20 protein-coding genes are annotated in these 19,827 nt (G+C 39.6%); 11 read left to right on the forward strand and 9 right to left on the reverse strand.

Annotated features, from left to right (window positions below; translation table 11 throughout):
* The first annotated feature begins 65 nt into the window (after positions 1–65).
* Both B4U84_RS23140 and B4U84_RS23145 read left to right on the forward strand, forming a co-directional pair.
* On the forward strand, positions 66–353 hold the full coding sequence (locus tag B4U84_RS23140) for an NAD(P) transhydrogenase subunit alpha part 2 (protein WP_017311514.1): 288 nt from the start codon (positions 66–68) through the stop codon (positions 351–353).
* Between the two features lie 95 nt (positions 354–448).
* A complete protein-coding gene (locus B4U84_RS23145; RefSeq protein ID WP_131120698.1) occupies positions 449–1,855 on the forward strand; it encodes an NAD(P)(+) transhydrogenase (Re/Si-specific) subunit beta in 1,407 nt (468 codons plus the stop codon).
* Between the two features lie 227 nt (positions 1,856–2,082).
* On the opposite strand, the gene B4U84_RS23150 is transcribed toward B4U84_RS23145, so the two are convergent.
* From B4U84_RS23150 to B4U84_RS23160, 3 genes are all read right to left on the reverse strand, one after another.
* Complete coding sequence (locus B4U84_RS23150) at positions 2,083–2,325, reverse strand: DUF8620 family protein (RefSeq protein ID WP_017311516.1); 243 nt, start codon at positions 2,323–2,325, stop codon at positions 2,083–2,085.
* Positions 2,326–2,462: 137 nt separating this feature from the next.
* Positions 2,463–2,885, reverse strand: coding sequence for a tetratricopeptide repeat protein (locus B4U84_RS23155; RefSeq protein WP_017311517.1), 423 nt, complete (start codon positions 2,883–2,885; stop codon positions 2,463–2,465).
* A gap of 135 nt (positions 2,886–3,020) precedes the next feature.
* Positions 3,021–3,380, reverse strand: a complete 360-nt coding sequence (locus B4U84_RS23160; RefSeq protein ID WP_017311518.1) for a HesB/IscA family protein — start codon at positions 3,378–3,380, stop codon at positions 3,021–3,023.
* Between the two features lie 388 nt (positions 3,381–3,768).
* Here B4U84_RS23160 and B4U84_RS23170 point away from each other — a divergent pair, with 388 nt between their 5' ends.
* The 7 genes from B4U84_RS23170 (at position 3,769) to B4U84_RS23195 (ending at position 11,490) form a co-directional block, all read left to right on the forward strand.
* Positions 3,769–5,415 carry a DUF6930 domain-containing protein gene (locus B4U84_RS23170; RefSeq protein ID WP_017311519.1) on the forward strand — a complete coding sequence of 549 codons (1,647 nt, stop codon included), beginning with the start codon at positions 3,769–3,771 and terminating at the stop codon, positions 5,413–5,415.
* A gap of 756 nt (positions 5,416–6,171) precedes the next feature.
* Positions 6,172–7,283 (forward strand): IS630 family transposase gene (locus B4U84_RS23175; protein WP_131120699.1). Its coding sequence is split into 2 segments (ribosomal slippage): positions 6,172–6,676 and positions 6,676–7,283, totalling 1,113 coding nucleotides; the frame shifts between segments, so codons are not numbered across the junction.
* Positions 7,284–7,776: 493 nt separating this feature from the next.
* Complete coding sequence (locus B4U84_RS30805) at positions 7,777–7,953, forward strand: hypothetical protein (RefSeq protein ID WP_017311521.1); 177 nt, start codon at positions 7,777–7,779, stop codon at positions 7,951–7,953.
* A 189-nt stretch (positions 7,954–8,142) separates the two neighbouring features.
* Positions 8,143–8,676 (forward strand): hypothetical protein, encoded by a 534-nt coding sequence (locus tag B4U84_RS23180; protein WP_131120700.1) that lies wholly within the window; start codon positions 8,143–8,145, stop codon positions 8,674–8,676.
* A 483-nt stretch (positions 8,677–9,159) separates the two neighbouring features.
* Complete coding sequence (locus B4U84_RS23185; protein WP_017311523.1) at positions 9,160–9,330, forward strand: ribbon-helix-helix protein, CopG family; 171 nt, start codon at positions 9,160–9,162, stop codon at positions 9,328–9,330.
* A gap of 219 nt (positions 9,331–9,549) precedes the next feature.
* Positions 9,550–10,989, forward strand: coding sequence for a 9,9'-di-cis-zeta-carotene desaturase (gene zds / locus B4U84_RS23190; protein WP_131120701.1), 1,440 nt, complete (start codon positions 9,550–9,552; stop codon positions 10,987–10,989).
* A 54-nt stretch (positions 10,990–11,043) separates the two neighbouring features.
* A complete protein-coding gene (locus B4U84_RS23195) occupies positions 11,044–11,490 on the forward strand; it encodes an SRPBCC family protein (protein ID WP_017311525.1) in 447 nt (148 codons plus the stop codon).
* A 123-nt stretch (positions 11,491–11,613) separates the two neighbouring features.
* Here B4U84_RS23195 and B4U84_RS23200 read toward each other — a convergent pair whose 3' ends face one another.
* The 3 genes from B4U84_RS23200 to B4U84_RS23210 all read right to left on the reverse strand — a co-directional run bounded on the left by B4U84_RS23200 (position 11,614) and on the right by B4U84_RS23210 (position 14,041).
* Positions 11,614–11,853, reverse strand: coding sequence for a 2Fe-2S iron-sulfur cluster-binding protein (locus tag B4U84_RS23200; RefSeq protein WP_017311526.1), 240 nt, complete (start codon positions 11,851–11,853; stop codon positions 11,614–11,616).
* A gap of 13 nt (positions 11,854–11,866) precedes the next feature.
* Positions 11,867–13,345: a cobyric acid synthase CobQ gene (cobQ, locus tag B4U84_RS23205; protein WP_131120702.1), complete on the reverse strand. Its 1,479-nt coding sequence runs from the start codon at positions 13,343–13,345 to the stop codon at positions 11,867–11,869.
* A 291-nt stretch (positions 13,346–13,636) separates the two neighbouring features.
* The gene (locus B4U84_RS23210; RefSeq protein WP_131120703.1) at positions 13,637–14,041 is read right to left on the reverse strand and encodes an Npun_F0494 family protein; all 405 of its coding nucleotides are present in this window, start codon (positions 14,039–14,041) and stop codon (positions 13,637–13,639) included.
* Between the two features lie 194 nt (positions 14,042–14,235).
* Here B4U84_RS23210 and B4U84_RS23215 point away from each other — a divergent pair, with 194 nt between their 5' ends.
* Positions 14,236–14,673 (forward strand): peroxiredoxin, encoded by a 438-nt coding sequence (locus tag B4U84_RS23215; protein ID WP_017311529.1) that lies wholly within the window; start codon positions 14,236–14,238, stop codon positions 14,671–14,673.
* 92 nt (positions 14,674–14,765) lie between these two features.
* Here B4U84_RS23215 and B4U84_RS23220 read toward each other — a convergent pair whose 3' ends face one another.
* A complete protein-coding gene (locus B4U84_RS23220) occupies positions 14,766–15,164 on the reverse strand; it encodes a hypothetical protein (protein WP_026081979.1) in 399 nt (132 codons plus the stop codon).
* Positions 15,165–15,289: 125 nt separating this feature from the next.
* Positions 15,290–15,772, reverse strand: coding sequence for an MgtC/SapB family protein (locus tag B4U84_RS23225; protein ID WP_017311531.1), 483 nt, complete (start codon positions 15,770–15,772; stop codon positions 15,290–15,292).
* 645 nt (positions 15,773–16,417) lie between these two features.
* Here B4U84_RS23225 and B4U84_RS23230 point away from each other — a divergent pair.
* Entirely contained in the window at positions 16,418–18,934 is a 2,517-nt protein-coding gene (locus tag B4U84_RS23230) for a putative PEP-binding protein (RefSeq protein ID WP_131120704.1), read from the forward strand.
* An 82-nt stretch (positions 18,935–19,016) separates the two neighbouring features.
* Here B4U84_RS23230 and B4U84_RS23235 read toward each other — a convergent pair whose 3' ends face one another.
* Positions 19,017–19,811, reverse strand: coding sequence for a Tab2/Atab2 family RNA-binding protein (locus tag B4U84_RS23235; RefSeq protein WP_131120705.1), 795 nt, complete (start codon positions 19,809–19,811; stop codon positions 19,017–19,019).
* Between the last annotated feature and the right edge of the window lie 16 nt (positions 19,812–19,827).

The raw sequence follows: 19,827 nt of genomic DNA on the forward strand, positions 1-19,827 counted from the left end.
CCAATCCCCTTTCCCCTTTCCCCAATCCCCTTTCCCCTTTCCCCAATCTTCAAGGATTTTTCAACATGACAGAAGCATTAATTGCAGCTTTGTTTGTATTTGTCTTGGCATCGTTTACCGGATTTGAAGTGATCAACAAAGTCCCACCGACTTTGCATACGCCCTTGATGTCAGGCTCAAACGCGATTTCTGGTATTGCTGTATTAGGAGCAATTGTTGCTTCCGGTGCCAGAGAGTGGAATGTATCAGTCATTCTGGGTTTGATCGCTGTTGTACTAGCAACTATCAACGTGGTGGGTGGTTTCCTAGTCACAGATCGGATGTTGCAAATGTTTAAGAAGAAGGCAACTTAGCGCTTGTTGTGTGTTGTTTGTTGTTTGGAATACCACCAACAACCAACAACCAACAACTAACGACCAAAAATTCACAATTACCGCACTTAAACTTTATGACTGATTTTCTGCTAACTGGAATTCAACTGACGTATTTAGTCGCTGCGTCTTTATTTATTTTGGGTTTGAAGCAACTGGGTTCACCTGCAACAGCACGCCAAGGTAATGTTGTTGCGGCTGTGGGAATGCTATTGGCAATTGTGGCAACATTGCTCGATCAGCATGTGCTGAACTACGAGATGATTTTGTTGGGATTGGCAATTGGATCGGTACTCGGTGCGATCGCAGCCTACAAAGTCCAAATGACAGACATGCCACAAATGGTGGGTTTGCTCAATGGTTTAGGCGGTTCTGCTTCTGCTCTTGTCGCGGTTGCTGAATTTTGGCGCTTGCTGCAACATGCCCAGACAGTACCCCTAGATGCCAATATTTCTATGTTATTGGATGTGTTAATTGGTGGCGTTACCTTCACAGGTAGTATGATTGCCTTTGCCAAACTGCAAGGAATTATGAGTGGTTCGCCAATTACATTTCCTTTGCAGCAGCCATTTAACGCTTTGTTGTTGGGTTCCTATGTAGTGGGTAGTGGTTTTTTACTCATGCAACCACATAACCTAACTGCTTTTTTAGGAATTGTTGTAGTTTCTCTAATCTTGGGTGTAATGTTCGTCATCCCCATCGGTGGCGGTGATATGCCAGTGGTAATTTCGCTGTTAAACTCTTTTTCTGGTTTAGCTGCGGCGGCTGCTGGTTTTGTGGTGATGAACAACATGCTGATCATTGCTGGTGCATTGGTGGGAGCATCTGGGATCATCCTCACCGAAATTATGTGCAAAGCGATGAATCGCTCTTTGATCAGCGTTTTGTTTGATGCTTTTGGTAGTAGTGGAGGTGCAAGCGTCGGTGTAGCTGGTGGTGCTAAAACTGATCAAACCGTCCGCAGTATTGATCCAGAAGAAGGTGCGATGATGCTGGGTTATGCCCGTTCTGTAGTCATTGTTCCTGGTTATGGAATGGCGGTAGCGCAAGCACAGCATAGTGTACGCGAATTGGCAGATCAACTCGAACGTATGGGTGTTGATGTTAAGTATGCCATTCACCCTGTAGCTGGCAGAATGCCCGGACACATGAACGTCTTGCTAGCAGAAGCAAACGTTCCCTATGAGCAACTGCACGATATGGAAGATATCAATCCCCAGTTTGATCAAACAGATGTAGCGCTGGTAATTGGGGCAAATGACGTGGTAAATCCAGCTGCACGTAGTGATACCAACAGCCCAATTTACGGAATGCCGATTTTGGAAGTAGACCGGGCGAAGCAAACAATTGTGATTAAGCGGGGGATGAGTGCAGGTTTTGCTGGCGTAGATAATGAGTTGTTTTACAAAAATAAAACCACAATGCTTTTTGGTAGTGCCAAAGATATGGTAGCGAAGTTGGTTTCTGAGGTGAAGCAGTTATAGGGTAATAGGGTTCATTTAAGTTTATTGCTCTGGTTTCCCGATTTGTAGAGACGTTGCATTGCAACGTCTCTACAGTTTTTTTCGCTATATAAATTTTCGTGTTTTGAAAAATTTGAAATGCTCTTGCTTTTATTTAAGTTGAGCAGCTAACAGTTTAAGTCCGTTAGCCTCAGAATTGATACTGAGGTGGGTTGGATGAGGCTGAAATCGCCCTGTGTTTTTACTTACTAACTAGATTGGAATTTGCGTGAAATCCAATTGATGATACCACTAAGAATTGCACCACCCATGAGGATGCCAATTGCTGGATTGAAAACGGGTTGCCAAAGTTTATACCATAAATCTAAACCCAAGGGTATTCCTGATGCTTTGCCGATCGCCGCGATCGCTAACCAGCCAAAACCAAATAGAACAAGAAAGACATCCACTACCAAAATTAGGTTAAGCCAACTTAAAAATTTTTCTTTCATCGCTTAATGTAAATAATGTTCATGATTGTTTGTTGGTTGTTGTACCCCAACCTCCGGGAACGCCTAAGAGCTAATGGGAAGACGCTTGTGCGTCTATGGAACTGATAACCACTAACAACCAACAAACAACAATACTCCTAATTTTCAAATAGCCAATTTTTGACTTTTGCCAAACTCTGCCAATCTGGTTTTCTGTTAAAACCATCTGCAATGCTGTCTTTGATTTCCTCTTGCCATTCGGGGCTAAGAGTTAATAATTTACTAGCAACATCAATGTGTTGGCGTAAGCCTTTTTGATTAGTTTCCAACATCGCCAGGGCAAGATTTACTCTGGCCTGTGCATCTTGTGGATTTAACTTTACTGCTTTTTGTGCAGCCTTGAAAGCGGGGTTGGGTTTGTTATCCAACAAATACAACCACGCTAAACAAGTCCAAGCAGCACTACTTTTGGGAGCGCGATCGCAAACCTCTTTAAAAATAGGAATCAAAGTATCTGCTGATTCCCCAGCTTTATAGCGTTCTAAGCCTGTATCAAACAGGGATTCAACTGTATTAGTCATTGGTCAATTGTCAATGGTCAATTGTCAATGGTCAATGGTCAGTGGTCAATTGTCAATGATCAGTAAATGTATAGACGCGCTGTTTGAGGCGTTTTTACAAGTTTTAACACTTGACAATAGACAGTTGACACTTGACTAAACCCCAAATGACTTTCCGCAACCACAGGTTTGGCTGGCGTTGGGGTTGGTGAATTGAAAGCCACCGCCAATCATGGCTTCGCTATAATCAAGCATTAACCCGTAGAGATATAATAAACTTTTGCGATCGCAAACTATTTTGAAGCCGTCATAATCAAAAACATCATCATTTGGTGTAATCTTGCTGGGGTCTTCAAAGTCCATCAAGTAAGACATTCCGGAGCAACCCCCTTGACGTACTCCCACTCGCAAGCACAAGTCTTTGCTGCCTTGTTTTTCCTGTAACAATTTTACTTGCCGCAATGCAGTTTCGCTTAACTGAATTCCCCGTTGTGAAGACTGAGTTGCCTGTGTCATCTGTCTTTTTTAACTCCTTGTGCGGTTATCGATTACCCTATACAAGCAAAGCGGGAACCTTTAACCCAAAAGTTTTGTCATTGGGTAGCCCCGAAAATTTTCACAAACGCCTTCCAGCCACGCGTCTGTTAATAACTTTTTTATCTATTTTAGCGATATTGATGTTCTAAGTTGCCAAATTGTAAATACTCCGTCAAAAGCACGCAAAGATTTTTATTCTAGAATTGAGAGATTCAATGTGTTTAGAGATTCGCTATTTTTGGAGTTTCGACCTTTGGCAGCCCACAATCAAGATTACTCTTAATTAACAGCTAAGGGAGTTTTCATCGGAGGCTAGCCCTCATTCAAAAGTCTAATTGCAAATCGCTTGTTTTGATTCACTTACTCTATGACAAGTTTTAATCGCTCTACCAGCCGTCGTTTACGGAAATTAACTCAAATTCCTTCTGTATGGGAGGGCGATCGTCGTCCATTGTCATCACCAACCCAGCTATCAGACTCGGAGACTAAGGGTGAATGTATTCTTTGGGTGGATGGTACACAAGGTATTGTAAGGGGAATGGACGTAGTACCTCCAGAAAGTGGACCAGAGGCTATTGTTCGGACTTTGATGCGAGCAATGGAAAATCCCCATAGTCCTGCTAAACCTGCTCGTCCCCAAAGAATTGTGGTCAGAGACCGAGAAATACAATTTTACTTACGTGGAGTATTGCAAGATTTAGATATTGCTATTGATTACTCTCCTGATTTACCTCTGATTGATGAACTGTTTCGTGGGTTTGCCGAAATTCTCGACTCTCAAATTCCCGAATTACCCCCCCAGTATGCAAAAGCTTTGCGAGAAAAAGCATTAGCAATTTGGCAAGCTGCTCCTTGGGAATTGTTAGAAGAACAGCAAATTGTATCAATAGAGATCAATAAATGGGATGTTGGTACACTCTACGCCTCAATGATGGGGATGCTGGGGATGGAGTATGGAATACTTTTGTATCGTTCAGAAGATTCACTTAAGCATTTTCGCGCCACAATTTTAAGAGAAGACGAATCACAAGGGAATTTAGAAGAAGCTTTTCTAAAGCAAGATTGTCTATTTTTGACTTTTGAACATGCTGATGAAGCAGACGAAGAGGAAGAATTTGAAGATTTAGCAAAACTACCACTGTCAGAAATTGAACCTACCTTTGGCAATATCCATCCTTTAGAGGGGCTACGCTCAGTTTTATACGATGAAGAAGCACTGATTGTATATGTTGCTCTAGAAAGCCTTAGCCGTTTTATTCGCGATCACCGTCGTCAATTGGATCAGGATTTTTTTCCGGCTCTGAGTCGTCGCTATCGCATTTCTCTACCAGATTCTTGTGATGAGCAAAACAAATCAGTATCTATTACTGTTTCTAGTATGCCAGAGTTGGCAGCAGAGTTAGAGGAAATGGCAGGCTATGAAGATGAAGAAGACGAGGAGGAGATAGAATCGGATTCGATGCCGATGTTTCGGTCACTGCGAGATGACTTAATCCCCGAAGACTCTTTTCTTAGTTTAGGTGTGGTGTCTTGGGAAATGTTGGAGTACTTACGTCAAGGAGTTAGTTACCATCAAGCAGGAGAAATTGAGCCAGTAGGTGATGGTCTGCCAGTAATTTTAATTCAAACTTCTCGTCCCAAGGCTAAGACCGTAATTGAAAATATAGAAAAAGCTGGAGGCCTCAAAGCCATTTGTTTTAACCCTGGTGCAGATCCTTTTGGTGGCGATCGCTATGATTTGGGTTTACTACAAACTCAAAATGGGGAATTATTTTTATTTGGTGAATTTTTGGATGATGACCCAACTCACGTTGAAGCCAGAAAAAAATGGAATCAGCGCTGTAAAAATACCAAAGGCTACTGCGGTTTAATTATTGCCAAAGGATTAACTGGTGCAGCTCGTGGTAATCCCCAGTTGCGAGATATGATGGCTTTATTTGAAGCGCGATCGCTTTCACCTAAAGATCTAGGGATTGGTACTCTCCAACTAATGCCACAACTGCAATTTGAATAGCAAGCTGAACATGTGGACTTGTGCTTAAAAACACAAAAAAACACAAATTTTAGTTTTGTCTTGCTTATTCATAATTAATAGCTTTTAGCAAATAATAGGCTTATGTAGCAGCCCTAATCTTGACACAGCCAAGCTGATTCAAAATTCATATCTCTACTCAGATGAACAGGAAATCCTCAATTGTAAGGTGTCTTGATCGTTCAACCTAATAATGGGTGTGGGAATTTAGTGTTGTAGGGGCTAATTTACATGCGACCCATGCCAAATTCTTTGCGATCATGTTACCTTTCGTACTTTTGCTTATTTGTCTGAAAGTTTGTTATTTTTATATTTTATAAATTATTTATTAAGAATTGTAATTATAATAAAAATTATTATCTTATTGGATNTTTAAATAAAGTCATAGAAATAAACAGGAAAACATATACAATAAGAACATTAATAATTAGGGTGTTTATAAAATAAAATCAACATGATTAATATACTGTCTCTTATACACATCTAGATGTGTATAAGAGAAAATTAAAGTATATATTGCTTTTTTTAACTCTCCATATATAAAATTTATTATTTTCCCATAAAATACTTTAAAACAAATAGTAAAAATTTTTACAAGCTTGCTATTTATAGTAATTGTTGAATCTATTTTTTGATCAAAAATAAGTATAAAAATAAACTCAAATATAGGACTCCTATTTGATTTCTGAACAAGACTGCGAAATAATACGGAAATGTATACAAGTCTCATAAGCAACAATGATGAACCCGGATTTATCAACTCGGACAGTTCCAGTGGGAGTATCCCAGCAACAGTCAGCAGAGAAAATAGCACTTCATGCGATCGCCGAACTACAAGATTTTATAGCTTTGCGTCCAGATGCGCGTGAAGTAAGGAAAGCGTTGGCAGTAAAGCTGGTTTATCAAGGTTACTTAGATGATGAGATTCAAACAATTCTAGAGGTATCACGAGGATCAATAACAGGCTGGAAACAATCCTACGAAAAGGACGGGATTGATGGACTACGACTCAGCTATAAAGGAAGGAAAAGCTATCTCAACAGAGAACAAACAGAAGAAGTTTTGAGTTGGCTACAAACAAAGGAATACTGGGAGATTGGCGAGTTAGAGTATAAGTTAGCTTTTGAGTACGATGTGGTTTACGGGTCAAAACAAAGTTACTATGACCTATTTGAGGAAGCAGGGATTAGTTGGAAGAAAACAACAAAGCACAATCCCAAAGCCAATCCTGATGCTGTCGCAGAAAAAAAAAAGAGATTGAAACATTATTGGCAAAACACCGCTTTGAAATTGAAACAGGAAAGCTTAGAGTACTCTTAATTGATGAATGTCATCTAATGTGGGGAGACTTAAATGGTTATGTATGGGGGAAAACTGACCAAGAAATAACCGTTCCAGTGGTAAATGAACGAGATAAACAAACTTACTATGGGGCAGTTGACTATATCGACGGAAAATTACTGCTTAAAGCCTACGATCAAGGAAACTCAGACTCGACCATTGATTATCTGCGATATCTGCTAGCTGAGTCTGCTGACCAACGGTTACTGATTTTTTGGGATGGTGCTACTTACCATCGCTCTCAAGATGTTCGAGCTTTCTTGGACTCCATGAATCAAGGTTTATCCACTGAACAATGGAAAATACATTGTGTCCGCTTTGCTCCCAATTGCCCGGAGCAAAACCCTATAGAGGATATTTGGTTGCAAGCCAAAACTTGGGTTCGACGTTTTTGCGCTTTAATTCCTTCTTTTTCTCATTTAAAGTGGATGTTTGAGTGGTTTATTCGACACACTACCTTTGATTTCCCTACCCTTCAAATGTACGGTGCTTATTCAAAAATCAAATAGGATTCCTATAGCTTTTTCAAGAATATAAATATAATCTTCATATTTTTTATCAAATTACATTTTTTCTAATTCTTATTTTTGAGATTTTATGGATGTTTTTGCTGTTTAGACAGTCTAATGTAATTTTTTTACTATTTCTTATTAAAAATTTTATACAAATTAAACTCTAAATTTAAGTAGAATTTCTTTAAAGTTTAAATAAAGTCATAGAAATAAACAGGAAAACATATACAATAAGAACATTAATAATTAGGGTGTTTATAAAATAAAATCAACATGATTAATATATGAGCATGAATGAAAAATCAGAACGTAATTCAAATAATTTACTACAACTAGAAAAACAATATGCTGTTTTATATTTAGCTCATTGTTGAGCTAATTAAGTATTTGCATAATATAAAATTAAACCACTTGCATGAGGATAAACAAGATGGTGTGAACTTCAAAAATACATTATTTAATCAGGGTAAAAACAACAGCACAAAAGATAATGAATTCTTTTCCTACTGTGAGTTTACAAGCATGGAACAAAACAGAAGTATTCTTATCAGAAGCAATCAAAAAGCATCCTATAGACCCCAAATTAGTAAATCCTTGGGAAATAAAAGCAAATTCTTTTGGGATGTACGAACAAGTATTGCATCTATATAAGCTGTTATGCATTTAAATTGTATATTTTGCGAGCAGGTTGTCAAAAGTCAAGAGTCCAGAGTCAAAGACTAGCTTGGACTTTGGACTCTTGACCCTGGACAGTCCTAACGCAAGAATATTTAATCTAAGCGCACATCAGCTTATTCAGCAAGTGTCAAGCAAAAGAATACCTATAAAAATCCCATAGTTTGAAAGCATTCAGCAAATGAAAGCACAACATAGTGTATCCACTCAAATGGTAACAATCATCAACATAGATGTTGGTTTGCTGCGACAGAAATACACACAAAATAATCCTAGAGTGATTTCCTTTGTAAGTATGCGGTTTCACTATACTAACCTTGGCTTATTACAAGCTCTTTTACCTTGGGAACAAATTGTGATTGACTATTACTTAAAAATCATAGATGACCGTCTGTATATGCCACTAAAAGGTGCTTGTAATGCAGCAATAGCATATGACTTTGATTCTCATTTTTTCAAAAAAGTTCAAAAACTTTTGACTGTGAGTACACAAATTGCCAATAAAATTTACCAAAAGATAATTAATCTTTACCCTATTTATCATTCTCGGTCTGGTTTCCTAAGTGATCTCGTAGTTATAATTTCTAGTCTCATGGATATAGAAATTTTCCAAGTTGATCTTGGGATTTGTAGTTTGGAGGGAAGAGTGAATACTATTCGACAAGAATTGTTCTCATTGTATGCAATGTTCTACTCAATATTAAAACTTCACTGAGAAATTACTTGCTGTATGCTAAACTTGCTAGACAAAAAAATATCTGAGCATCTAAATCACAAACAAGCGAACACATTAATATCATATCTACAGGTGTTATGACACATGTTTTCCCCAAAGGTTTTTGGTCAAATTGGGTGATAGAGATAGATCAAGTTTCTTTAAAATTGCTATTTTCTAATAAATAGTTATTTAACTAGCAGCAATTACCTTTGCCAGGTAATCAAATTTTTGGTCAAGCTTGATTCTTCCTTAAGATAGTTTATCTTGTCTATAAGATAATATACGCTAGCTATTCTCATAGAACAACACTTGATTCATTTGTTTTTTGATTCTATTAAAAAATGAAGAACACTTCAAGTAAAGTAAGTTTTTTGTACAAAGGATTGCTTGTTTCCTGACAAAAACTCTGATATTCTTAACTCTTTCATCCTCACTAACATTTTGTACACAATGTCGATAAGCAGCAAATAACACAATCAAATGACTAATAAAAAATGGGCTGTAAAACGTATCACTGTGAATTTAGCAGCACAGGAGGCCGAAAAACTAGAAAAGTATTGTGAGCAAACTGGTAGACCAGCAACTGATGTGATTCGCGAGTTGATCCGAGGATTATCTGTAGCTGAAGATACAAAAGATAGTGACAGATAGGGAGGCAGAATTTAATAAATTAAGAGTACAAGGAAAAAAAATAATAAAGAAAGAAAAATTTGTTTTTGGCTTCTACTTTTTACTTTCTTTGACTCTTTTACAAACTTAGCAGGGTGCTTTTTGAATCTTTTGACTTTAGGACTCTAAATAGAATACAAGTAGCAAATTCCGACACCAACCCAGTTACAATTTGTAAAGAAATTGAAAAGGAAGGACGGAATGCGCGTTGCAATCATTGGTGCGGGACTGGCTGGGCTAGCAACCGCCGTAGATCTAGCTGATGCTGGCTGTGAAGTCCAGATTTTTGAGTCCCGTCCGTTTGTTGGTGGTAAAGTTAGCAGCTGGGTAGATGGAGATGGCAACCATATCGAAATGGGTTTGCATGTCTTCTTTGGCAACTACAATCAGTTGTTGAAATTGATGAAGAAAATGGGAGCCTTTGAAAACCTGCTTCCTAAAGAACACATTCATAACTTCATCAATAAAGGAGGAAAGACTGGTGCGCTTGATTTTCGTTTCTTTATGGGTGCGCCTTTTAATGGTTTAAAGGCATTTTTTACTACCTCTCAACTCTCATTACTAGATAAATTACAAAATGCTGTAGCACTTTCGACTAGTCCAGTTGTCAGGGGTTTAGTAGACTTTGAAGGTGCAATGCAAGATATCCGCAACTTAGACAAAGTTAGCTTTGCTGAGTGGTTTCGTAGTCATGGTGGTAGCAACGGCAGTATAAAGCGGATGTGGAACCCCATCGCTTATGCTTTGGGTTTTATTGATTGCGAGAACATATCTGCTCGTTGTATGTTGACGATTTTTCAGTTATTTGCAGTGAGAACCGAAGCCTCAAAACTGCGGATGCTGAAAGGATCGCCCTATGAATATTTGCATAAACCGATTTTGGAATATCTAGAAGCGAGAGGAACAACAATTCATACTCGCCGCAGAGTACGAGAAGTTCTATTTGCTGAGGAAAAAGAACAAACCTGTGTCACTGGTTTAGTAATTGCTGACGGTGACACAGAAGAAAAAATTACCGCGGATGCTTATCTAGCAGCTTGTGATCTGCCTGGAATTCAGCGTCTTTTACCTCAACAATGGCGTCAATGGTCAGAATTTGACAATATTTACAAATTGGATGCAGTTCCTGTAGCAACGGTGCAGCTACGGTTTGATGGTTGGGTAACAGAACTGCAAGATGTAGAGGCACGCAAACAGCTAAATCACCCAGCAGGAATTGATAATTTGTTATATACTGCCGATGCTGATTTTTCTTGCTTTGCTGATTTGGCTTTGACTAGTCCTGCTGATTATTATCGACAAGGACAAGGGTCTTTGTTGCAGTTAGTGCTGACACCAGGAGATCCGTTTATTAAAAAAAGCAATGAAGAAATTGCTCAACACGTTTTGGCACAGGTACACGAGTTGTTCCCATCATCAAGGGAATTAAATATGACTTGGTACAGTGTGGTTAAGCTAGCTCAGTCTTTGTACAGAGAAGCACCAGGGATGGATATTTATCGTCCCCGTCAAAAAACCCCTGTGGCTAATTTCTTCTTAGCAGGAAGTTATACACAGCAGGATTATATCGATAGCATGGAAGGAGCAACGATTTCGGGAATGCTTGCAGCAAAAGCTATTTTGGAGACTCTGAAACAATAGTTTGCTCATCCAAAATTCAAAATCCAAAATCCAAAATCCAAAATCTAAAATCTAATGTCTGATTGGTTAGAACATACGGTGCAAGTGGAAGTCGAGGCTCCTATAGATTTAGTATGGAGTCTGTGGTCTGATTTGGAGCAAATGCCTCGCTGGATGAAGTGGATTGATTCAGTGAAAGTTCCTGAAGACAACCCGGATATATCATTGTGGACATTGAAATCTGGTGGTTTTGAATTTACCTGGAAATCCCGCATTCTCAAGGTAATTCCTCGTCAAATCATCCAATGGGAATCTATCGATGGTTTACCGAATCGGGGAGCTATTCGTTTTTACGATCGCCATACTAGTAGTATCGTTAAACTTACTGCTGCCTATGCTATCCCTGGTATCCTTGGCAAAATCATGGATAATTTATTTTTGGGACGAATAGTAGAATCAACTCTGCACGCCGATTTAGAGCGATTTAAGCAATACGCTTTAAAAACAAAGGCTGAAGGATGAAGGTTAAAAGCTGAAGGTTAAACATGAGATGAAGAGTCAAAAATTAAAGATAAAAAACACTTCAAACCTCATTATCACCTACGGGAAACCGCCTTCAAGGGCGTCTGCATCCTTCATGCTTATTTACCAGGTTGGATCACTAAACAAATTGATCTCTAATTCTTCACATCCGTCTGGAACTGCACTAATGCAAGCACGAATGATTTCTCCATTGTCTAGCTCCACTGTACAAGCGTGACAAGTACCCATCAGGCAACCAGTGGGAATCATCACCCCTGCTCGATCAGCAACATCGAGCAAGGGTTCTCCTACTTGAGCGTCAACCGTAACATCATCTGGTAAAAAATTAACGCGCACAGTCATAATTTTTAGTTTACTACGACAACAAAGGAGTTAAATCTAGGTGCTGTTCAATTTCTGTAGCCAAGGAATCTAGTAGATTTTCGCGCTGATCTCGATAGTTGGCAACACCTGTAGGCAGAGATTTTAAACCTCGTTGTTGACGCAAGCGATTTAACCAAGCACGACGCCAGGGGCCATTGTCAAATATACCGTGGAGATAAGTACCCCAAACTGATTGGCAATTATCCACTAATCCTAAATTTGGGTCATCAAATAGAGGATAGTAGGATTGGGAATCTATACCTTGGGTTTCAATGCGCGATCGCCCTTGATGAATTTCAAACCCAGTCACGGGTAAACCCATTTGGGGATGGTTTGAGGTGACTTGACGTTGGCGAGCAATTTTTTGTCCTGTGATGACTGTTTTAATAGGTAATAGTCCTAAACCTTGAAATCTTCCGGCTTGCCCTTCTATACCTTCTGGATCAGCAATCATTTGACCAAGGATTTGAAAACCACCGCAGATACCCAAAACTGTACCACCTGCTGCCGCATAGTTTTGAATTGCTTCTGCCATACCAGTTCTTTGTAGTAACAGCAAGTCAGCGATTGATGTTTTCGTCCCTGGCAGAATTACGGCGTCTGGATGTCCTAATTCTTGCTTAGGACTTAAGTATTTTACCATGACTGTTGATTCTGATTCCAAGGGGTCAAAATCGGTAAAATTAGATATTCTGGGTAAGCGAATTACGCTAATATTCAGGTCAGTACTAGATTTAGATGATTTACGTTCCAATAAATCTAGGGAATCTTCTGCGGGAAATACAGTTTCTAAGTATGGAATGACACCAACTACCGGAATTTTTGTGCGTTCTTCTAACCATTTTATACCAGGTTCGAGGAGCGATCGCTGTCCCCGGAACTTGTTAATCACGACACCACGAATCAGAGCGCGTTCTTCTGGTTCCAAGAGTTCCAAGGTTCCAACCACATGGGCAAAAGCACCACCACGATCAATATCAACTACTAGTAAAGTCGGTGCATTTAAATATTTTGCTACTCGCATATTAGTTAAATCACGGTGCTTGAGATTGATTTCCGCCGGACTACCAGCACCTTCACAAACCACCAAGTCAAATTCTGTTGACAAATGCTGTAAAGACTCTTCGATTGACCGCCATCCCAATTCAAAATATTGCTCGTAATAATCTGCTGCACTGACTTTCCCCACAGCTTTACCCTTAATAATCACTTGGGAAGTCATATCACCTTGGGGTTTGAGTAAAATCGGGTTCATTTCTACCCAAGGTATAACCCCAGCCGCCCAAGCTTGTACTGCTTGGGCGTAACCAATTTCTCCACCATTAGCTGTGACATAGGCATTTAAAGCCATATTCTGGCCTTTAAAGGGAGCCACTCGCCAGCCGCGCCGCGACAAAATACGACAAATAGCCGCCGTTAATAGTGATTTCCCTGCGTGGGATGTTGTTCCCACTACCATAATTGCTTTCATATTCAACTGTTTTTCCAATCCGGTGTGATATTAAAAGCATGAAGCCTGATATGGCTATGCTGGTTGAGTGATGAAATTGCTCTTAAATAGTCATTGGTCATTGGTTATTTGTCATTAGGGTTGTACAAATGACAAACAGCGTAGGACAAACGACAATCTTACGCAAGATCTCACATCAATTTACAAAGACATAGTAAAGACTTCATAAATGCAGTTGAGACTTCCGTACATATTGTTCCCGTCTCAGTGCGACTCCTAACTTTTCACCTCAAAATTGGTTGGTGGATACAGCTAAAATGGCAGTCTGAACCAACGAGCCACAAAATTTAGAATGCGATCGCTCCATGTTACAGTCGGCAGTGGTTGGTGTTCCCATTGTTCTACTATCTGACGACCAAGGGGTGTGAGGCGAAAACTATCTGTTATTCCTTGACCATCAACTTCACGTCGCAGTACACCTACTTGAATTAACCATGCTAGGGCGTTGTCTGCTCTTAATTCAGACAAATAAGCTTTGGTGTAGCCTTTGTTGACACCAAAATTACCAATAATTTCACTCATTGCTACCCTCTGTGAAAGCATGGCTGCAAATAAACCAAAATTAAAAGGACAACAAAGTAGCGATCGCTTGGCTCTTTCTATGGTCTTAGGTGGATATGTCAGGGTTTTGTGATTTTGAGCATCAACAGCAGACATTTTGGTTTCCAATTAACAGCTATCAGTTATCAGCTAGCTAGAGACGCGAGGAACATCGCGTCTGTACAATTATCAGTTACCAATTGATCACTGATAATTGTTGACTAATTTCTTTTTTTATTGTCCTGTAATGATTGTAAATTATTGTAAAATTTCAAGTGCATCAGTAATTTCAAATTTAGGAAAGGTAAACTATGCCTCTAGCAGTTGGGACAGATGCACCTGCGTTTACCGTTAAAGACACTAACGGCAACACAGTATCTTTATCTGATTTCAAAGGTAAAACAGTAGTTCTGTATTTTTACCCCAAAGACGACACTCCAGGCTGCACCAAGCAAGCTTGTAGTTTCCGTGATGCTAACGAGCAATATACCAGCAAAGAGATCGCGGTACTTGGGGTAAGTGCAGATGATGAAGCTTCGCACCAAGCATTCACCCAAAAATATAATCTCAACTTTCCATTACTAGCTGATACCGACGGCAGCTTAATTAAAGCCTACGATGTTGATGGTGGCGGTTATGCAAAGCGTGTTACCTATATCATTGATGGCAACGGTAAAATAATTCATGTTGACTCTAGTGTCAATACCTCCACCCATGCCAGTGATGTTCTAGCTGCCTTGGGATTATAAATTTTTTTACGTAGAGTTAAAGGGAACCTGTAAGCCTTTGCGGGTTCCCTACGTCATATCATCATTTAGCGAAGAAAATTTATCTTCCAATTCTATGGAGTTGAAGTAGTATTCACTGTTGGAGTAATTATCTGCAAACTAGGCGTCTGCTGTTTATTTTGTTGTGTTAATGCTCTTTGTCTCGCTTTAAAAGCTGCTGCGGCTTCATCAAGTTGTTGGTTTTGTGCATCTACATCTAAATCTGGCACACTTAAATTAGCACGATGAATTAAATTGAAGACGCCGAAACCATCATTTGTGTTGGAGTTAGAAAAAGGATTATTGTTGCTGTTGTATGGGTTGTCTGTGTTGTTCTGCGGATCGTAATTTTGTAAATTCAGTGTTTGGCTTGGTTCAGCAAGGCTAGGTTTTGGCATCAGCACAGAAATCAAACCGATTCCTGTTAAAGTACTAACAACAAGTAGTTTGAGTGGCATAAATGAGATTTTCATGCAGATTTTACCCCCACACATATTTTAATTAATTTCATCATGCTTCTATTTTAAATAACTCAAATCGCTATAGGTTTTTCGGAGTGGAATCAAAAAGGGATAAGTTTGAGAGTTATTCAACTACTCTATATATGTCTTTCATATTTTTTCATTATATAAAGAATAAAAAAAGACACAAGAATACTAAGTAATCCTAATTGCCATAAGCCACATCCAGCTATAATCCCTAAGCCAGCCGAAATCCAAATAGCTGCTGCGGAAGTTAGTCCACGAACTTCTATTGTTGGAGATTCTTGGTCTGAAGTTTCTCGCAAAATTTCCCCAGCACCCAGAAATCCTACACCCGCAGCTATACCCTGAATAACACGGCTGAGTCCATTGTAATCTTGCGCTTCTATATCTGTTTGTAAGATGACGAGAACAAACATTGCTGAAGCAACACTTACCAACATATGAGTTCTCAAGCCAGCTGGTTTGCGTCTGCGCTCACGTTCTAAACCAATTACGCCCCCAAAAAATACTGCTAGGCATAGTCTAAAGGCAATGTTACCCCAATCATTCGGTGCAAGAAAAAATGTATTTGGTGATACTAAAAAATGTGATATCATCCACCTATGATTAGTGTCGGCAATAATTTGCAGTATGTGAGCCTAAACATTCTAACTAAATTACCAAATTTAACCGCTGATACTCCAATTGTTGGTCTTGTTCAGTTAATTTTTTGCAAATTTTTCGGCGCTTGTTTTTCTGTAGCACAGTATAATCCTTTTGGGTAATGGTTTTGGTCAAAGCTTTGGCAATTGTAGTGTTGTGGTAAGATTTTTAATATAGATTTTTGTTTATAAAATGCCCAGCAAGCTACAGCACTAAAAGTTCAAACTCAGGAATAAGTGAATTTGCTTATCTGGTGTTTAGTTTACAAATTATGTTAACTAACAATAATGAAAAAGCTGCGGCGATTTTGGGAGATAATAACGCCAGTTATAGAAATTTAATCTTTAGTATTTCTCAGTATAAACTCAACCGCAACACCAAAAGCTAGAAAACCTGTTAACAAGTTGTCTATTTGTTCAGCTTGGATAGATTTCTAAAAAGTTTAGCGCTAGTCCTAGTAACACTTAGACACTGAAATTTAGTTTTAGTAGGATTTTGTTCTTTGTTAATTGTTTGGTAGTTCCAACGAAAACTGCTAGTAGGTTTATGGAACCACCAACTACTAATCACCAACCACCAACCAACAACTGACTAATTGAGTGGACAAACTCTACTGGCTTGAGAAAATTAAACTGCTAGATCGCGCCGAAGTAGGTGATAAAGCTTTTTATTTAAGCAGAATCATGCAGCGTGGTTATCCGGTGCTGTCTGGTTTTGTCATCCCAGCATCAGTTTTGCGAGAATTTCTAGAAAATCTCAACAGTTCAGAAGCATTAATTGCGGACTTACCAAATTCTTCATTGCACTTAGATGTTGGTAATTGGCGTCAGCTTCAGCAGGTAGCTGAACGGTTGCGTCAAGAAATTATTAGCGCAACTGTATCACCTGAATTATTAACTGCTATCTTACAAGCAACTCAAACATGGGAAACTCAGTGTCTGATTTTTCGCCCAAGTTTAACACTCCCCCCAGGTAAGCACGGAATTGCGAATATATCTGGCTTGCTGGAATCACAAATTTGTCACTGCGAGCTAGAGGCGATCGCCTCAGCACTCAAGCAGACTTGGAGCCAGTTGTTTCGTGCTAGAAGTCTTTTATGCTGGCAACAAGCAGGAATTGATCTTCAACAAATTAACTTAGCAGTTTTGGTACAACCAATCCACAATGCACTTGCCAGTGGCTTAGTCAATACCAACTCTTCCCATTGGGAAATTCAAGCCTCTTTTGGGTTGGGAATTGCGATCGCTCACGGTGAAGTTTTGCCAGATGTTTACTATATTCAGCCAGAAACTAGCCTGATTCAAGAGCAACAGTTGGGATACAAGCTACTCGCCTATGGTATTAACAATGAAAATTCTGGTGTTGATTTGCAATCCACATCAATATCACTACCAAAACAAGATGATTCTAGTTTGCAAGTATATCTACTTACTGAAACGCAACAACAAGCATATGCTTTACCAGAAGAATATTTGCAACAACTCATCAGATTGACAAATCAGCTTGTCAAAGAACTAGGTAAACACCTGACTCTAGAGTGGACAGTTTCTCAACAAACTTCATCGAGAACATTTTACATAACGCAAATTAGCTTACCCCAATCAGGACTTTCCGATATTCATTTTATCAAAGGACTAGGGGCAGGAACAGGACGGATCACAGCATCAGCTCATGTCATCCATTCTCATCAAAAACCAGAACAACTACCCAAAGGAGTAATTTTAGTCGCATCAGCCATCACACCAAGCTGGTTGCCTATATTGCAACAAGTAGCCGGTATTATCACTGAGCATGGAGGTCTCACCAGCCACGCAGCGATTCTGGCCAGAGAATTAGGTATTCCAGCAGTAGTCAATGCAGCCAGTGCTACGACTGTGATTCATCATGGTGAGCAACTGCTAATAGATGGTGATAAAGGAGAAATTTACCGCCTGAATACGAAGGGACAAGAACAAGAAACTAACAAAAGACAATCAGATCAATTTTTGCCTTTTCTCTCCTTTCCCCATCACACGACACCTTCAAAACAGTCTGCACCTCTATGGGAAGCAACAAAATATCTACAGAATAGAAATTCTTTACGTGCAGGAGTGTCCCCAATTTTACAAAATAGCGGCGAATCTTCCACAACTTTAAACACAGATTTGCACCATACTCCAAGAATAAACCACAATAATGTTTCATCTACAATTGACTTCTCAACACATGAATCCATGATTGCTACTGGGCTGCTAATTAACTTAAGTCAGCCTAACTTGATCGAGCAAGTGCTTTCTTTACCCATTGATGGAGTCGGATTATTGCGTTCAGAATTGATGGTACTCAATATTCTAGAAGGACAGCACCCCCTAAATTGGCTAACCAATGGACGTCAAGATGTACTATTAGAGCGATGGTACGAACAAATTTTACAATTTGCCCAAGCTTTCGCCCCACGACCTGTTTTTTATCGTTCATTGGACTGGCGATCGCGTGAATTACAATCAAGTAATCAGAATTTCCAATCTTCACCCCAATCTATGCTGGGAGAGCGTGGTACATTCAGCTACTTAGTCAATCCAGCGGTCTTTGAATTAGAATTAGCTGCTTTAGCAAATGTACAGCAATCTGGTTATACCAATATTCATTTAATTTTGCCCTTTGTACGTACAGTCGAAGAATTTAACTTTTGTCGTCAAAAAGTAGCAGAAGCAAAATTAAATAGAATACCCAATTTTCAACTATGGATCATGGCAGAAGTTCCAAGCGTGTTATTTTTGCTACCAGAATATATCAAAGCAGGAGTCCAAGGAATTTCAATTGGCACCAATGACCTAGCTCAACTACTATTAGGCATAGACAGAGAGCAAGGACAATTCGCAAAAGCATTTGACGAACGTCACCCAGCAGTCATGAATGCTGTAGCTCAATTAATTCGCACAGCCAGAGAATCAGGAATACCTTGCTCTATTTGTGGTCAAGCACCCGCATTGTATCCAGAAATTATAGAGCATTTGATCAAATGGGGTATAACCTCTATTTCCGTAGAACCAGAAGCAGTAGCAAGGACATATCAAGCGATCGCACGTGCTGAACAACGCCTCATATTAGAAGCCGCACGGCGACAAATGCAATAAAGGGAACAGGGAACAGGGAACAGGGAACAGGGAACGTGATAGAGAATATGTAATTAATTTTGTTTAGGTAATTAGTTGTTAATTAATCTTCCGCACGCAATAACCAAAAACCACTGAAAGTCATTCCCGAATCATCAGGTTGCACCAGTAAAAAATGTAACCCCTGACTTTCCTGCTTGCGCTGCTCATAAACCTTAGCCGCAGCTGCAACTTCCAAATCGCTAAACGTCGCTAAAATCCATCTATCTACCAAACTAGCTTCCAATACCAACCCATCCGGCGCACCCGCAACATAACTTAACTCCACAGGACGCGCTTGTTGTAACCATCGTGCTAGACGCATCGATTGCCGTCCCCCATAAATTATCACACCAGGAACTGACACCGTTGACGCCAAACCCAAATTAATCGGTTGCAGAAACTCTGGGATCACCAAAATCGGAATAGGCTGCTCTGCAAACGCTTCTATCACCTTACCTGCTGACAAAGTCGCAAATCGCCATTCTTCCCCCCAGAGATTTTCCGGTAATGGTGTCGGAGGCGGTTTGTCTACTACTGTAGAATAATCTTTTTCCTCCAACCACTGCTTAAGCACTAAAGTGCGGCGAGTCGGTTCAACATTAATACCCAAACTGCGTCCAGCTTCCTCAATTAAACCCAAACATTGCGGGCGGAACACCTGAATTACATCTGGTAATTTCCCATCCGCAGCCAATTGCAACTGAGCAGTAACCCAACTAGAATTCACCTGAGATTGAGGACAAATTGCTTCATACTGAAAACTGCGATCGCGATCGCAAATCAACAACTCCCATAAAACTTGTCCTGCTGCCTGTTGTTGGCGATGATGATAAAAATCAGCTTGCCAAATTAACATAATTCACCATTTAAAA

Source organism: Westiellopsis prolifica IICB1 (assembly GCF_004323185.1).
Classification (GTDB): domain Bacteria; phylum Cyanobacteriota; class Cyanobacteriia; order Cyanobacteriales; family Nostocaceae; genus Pelatocladus; species Pelatocladus prolificus_A.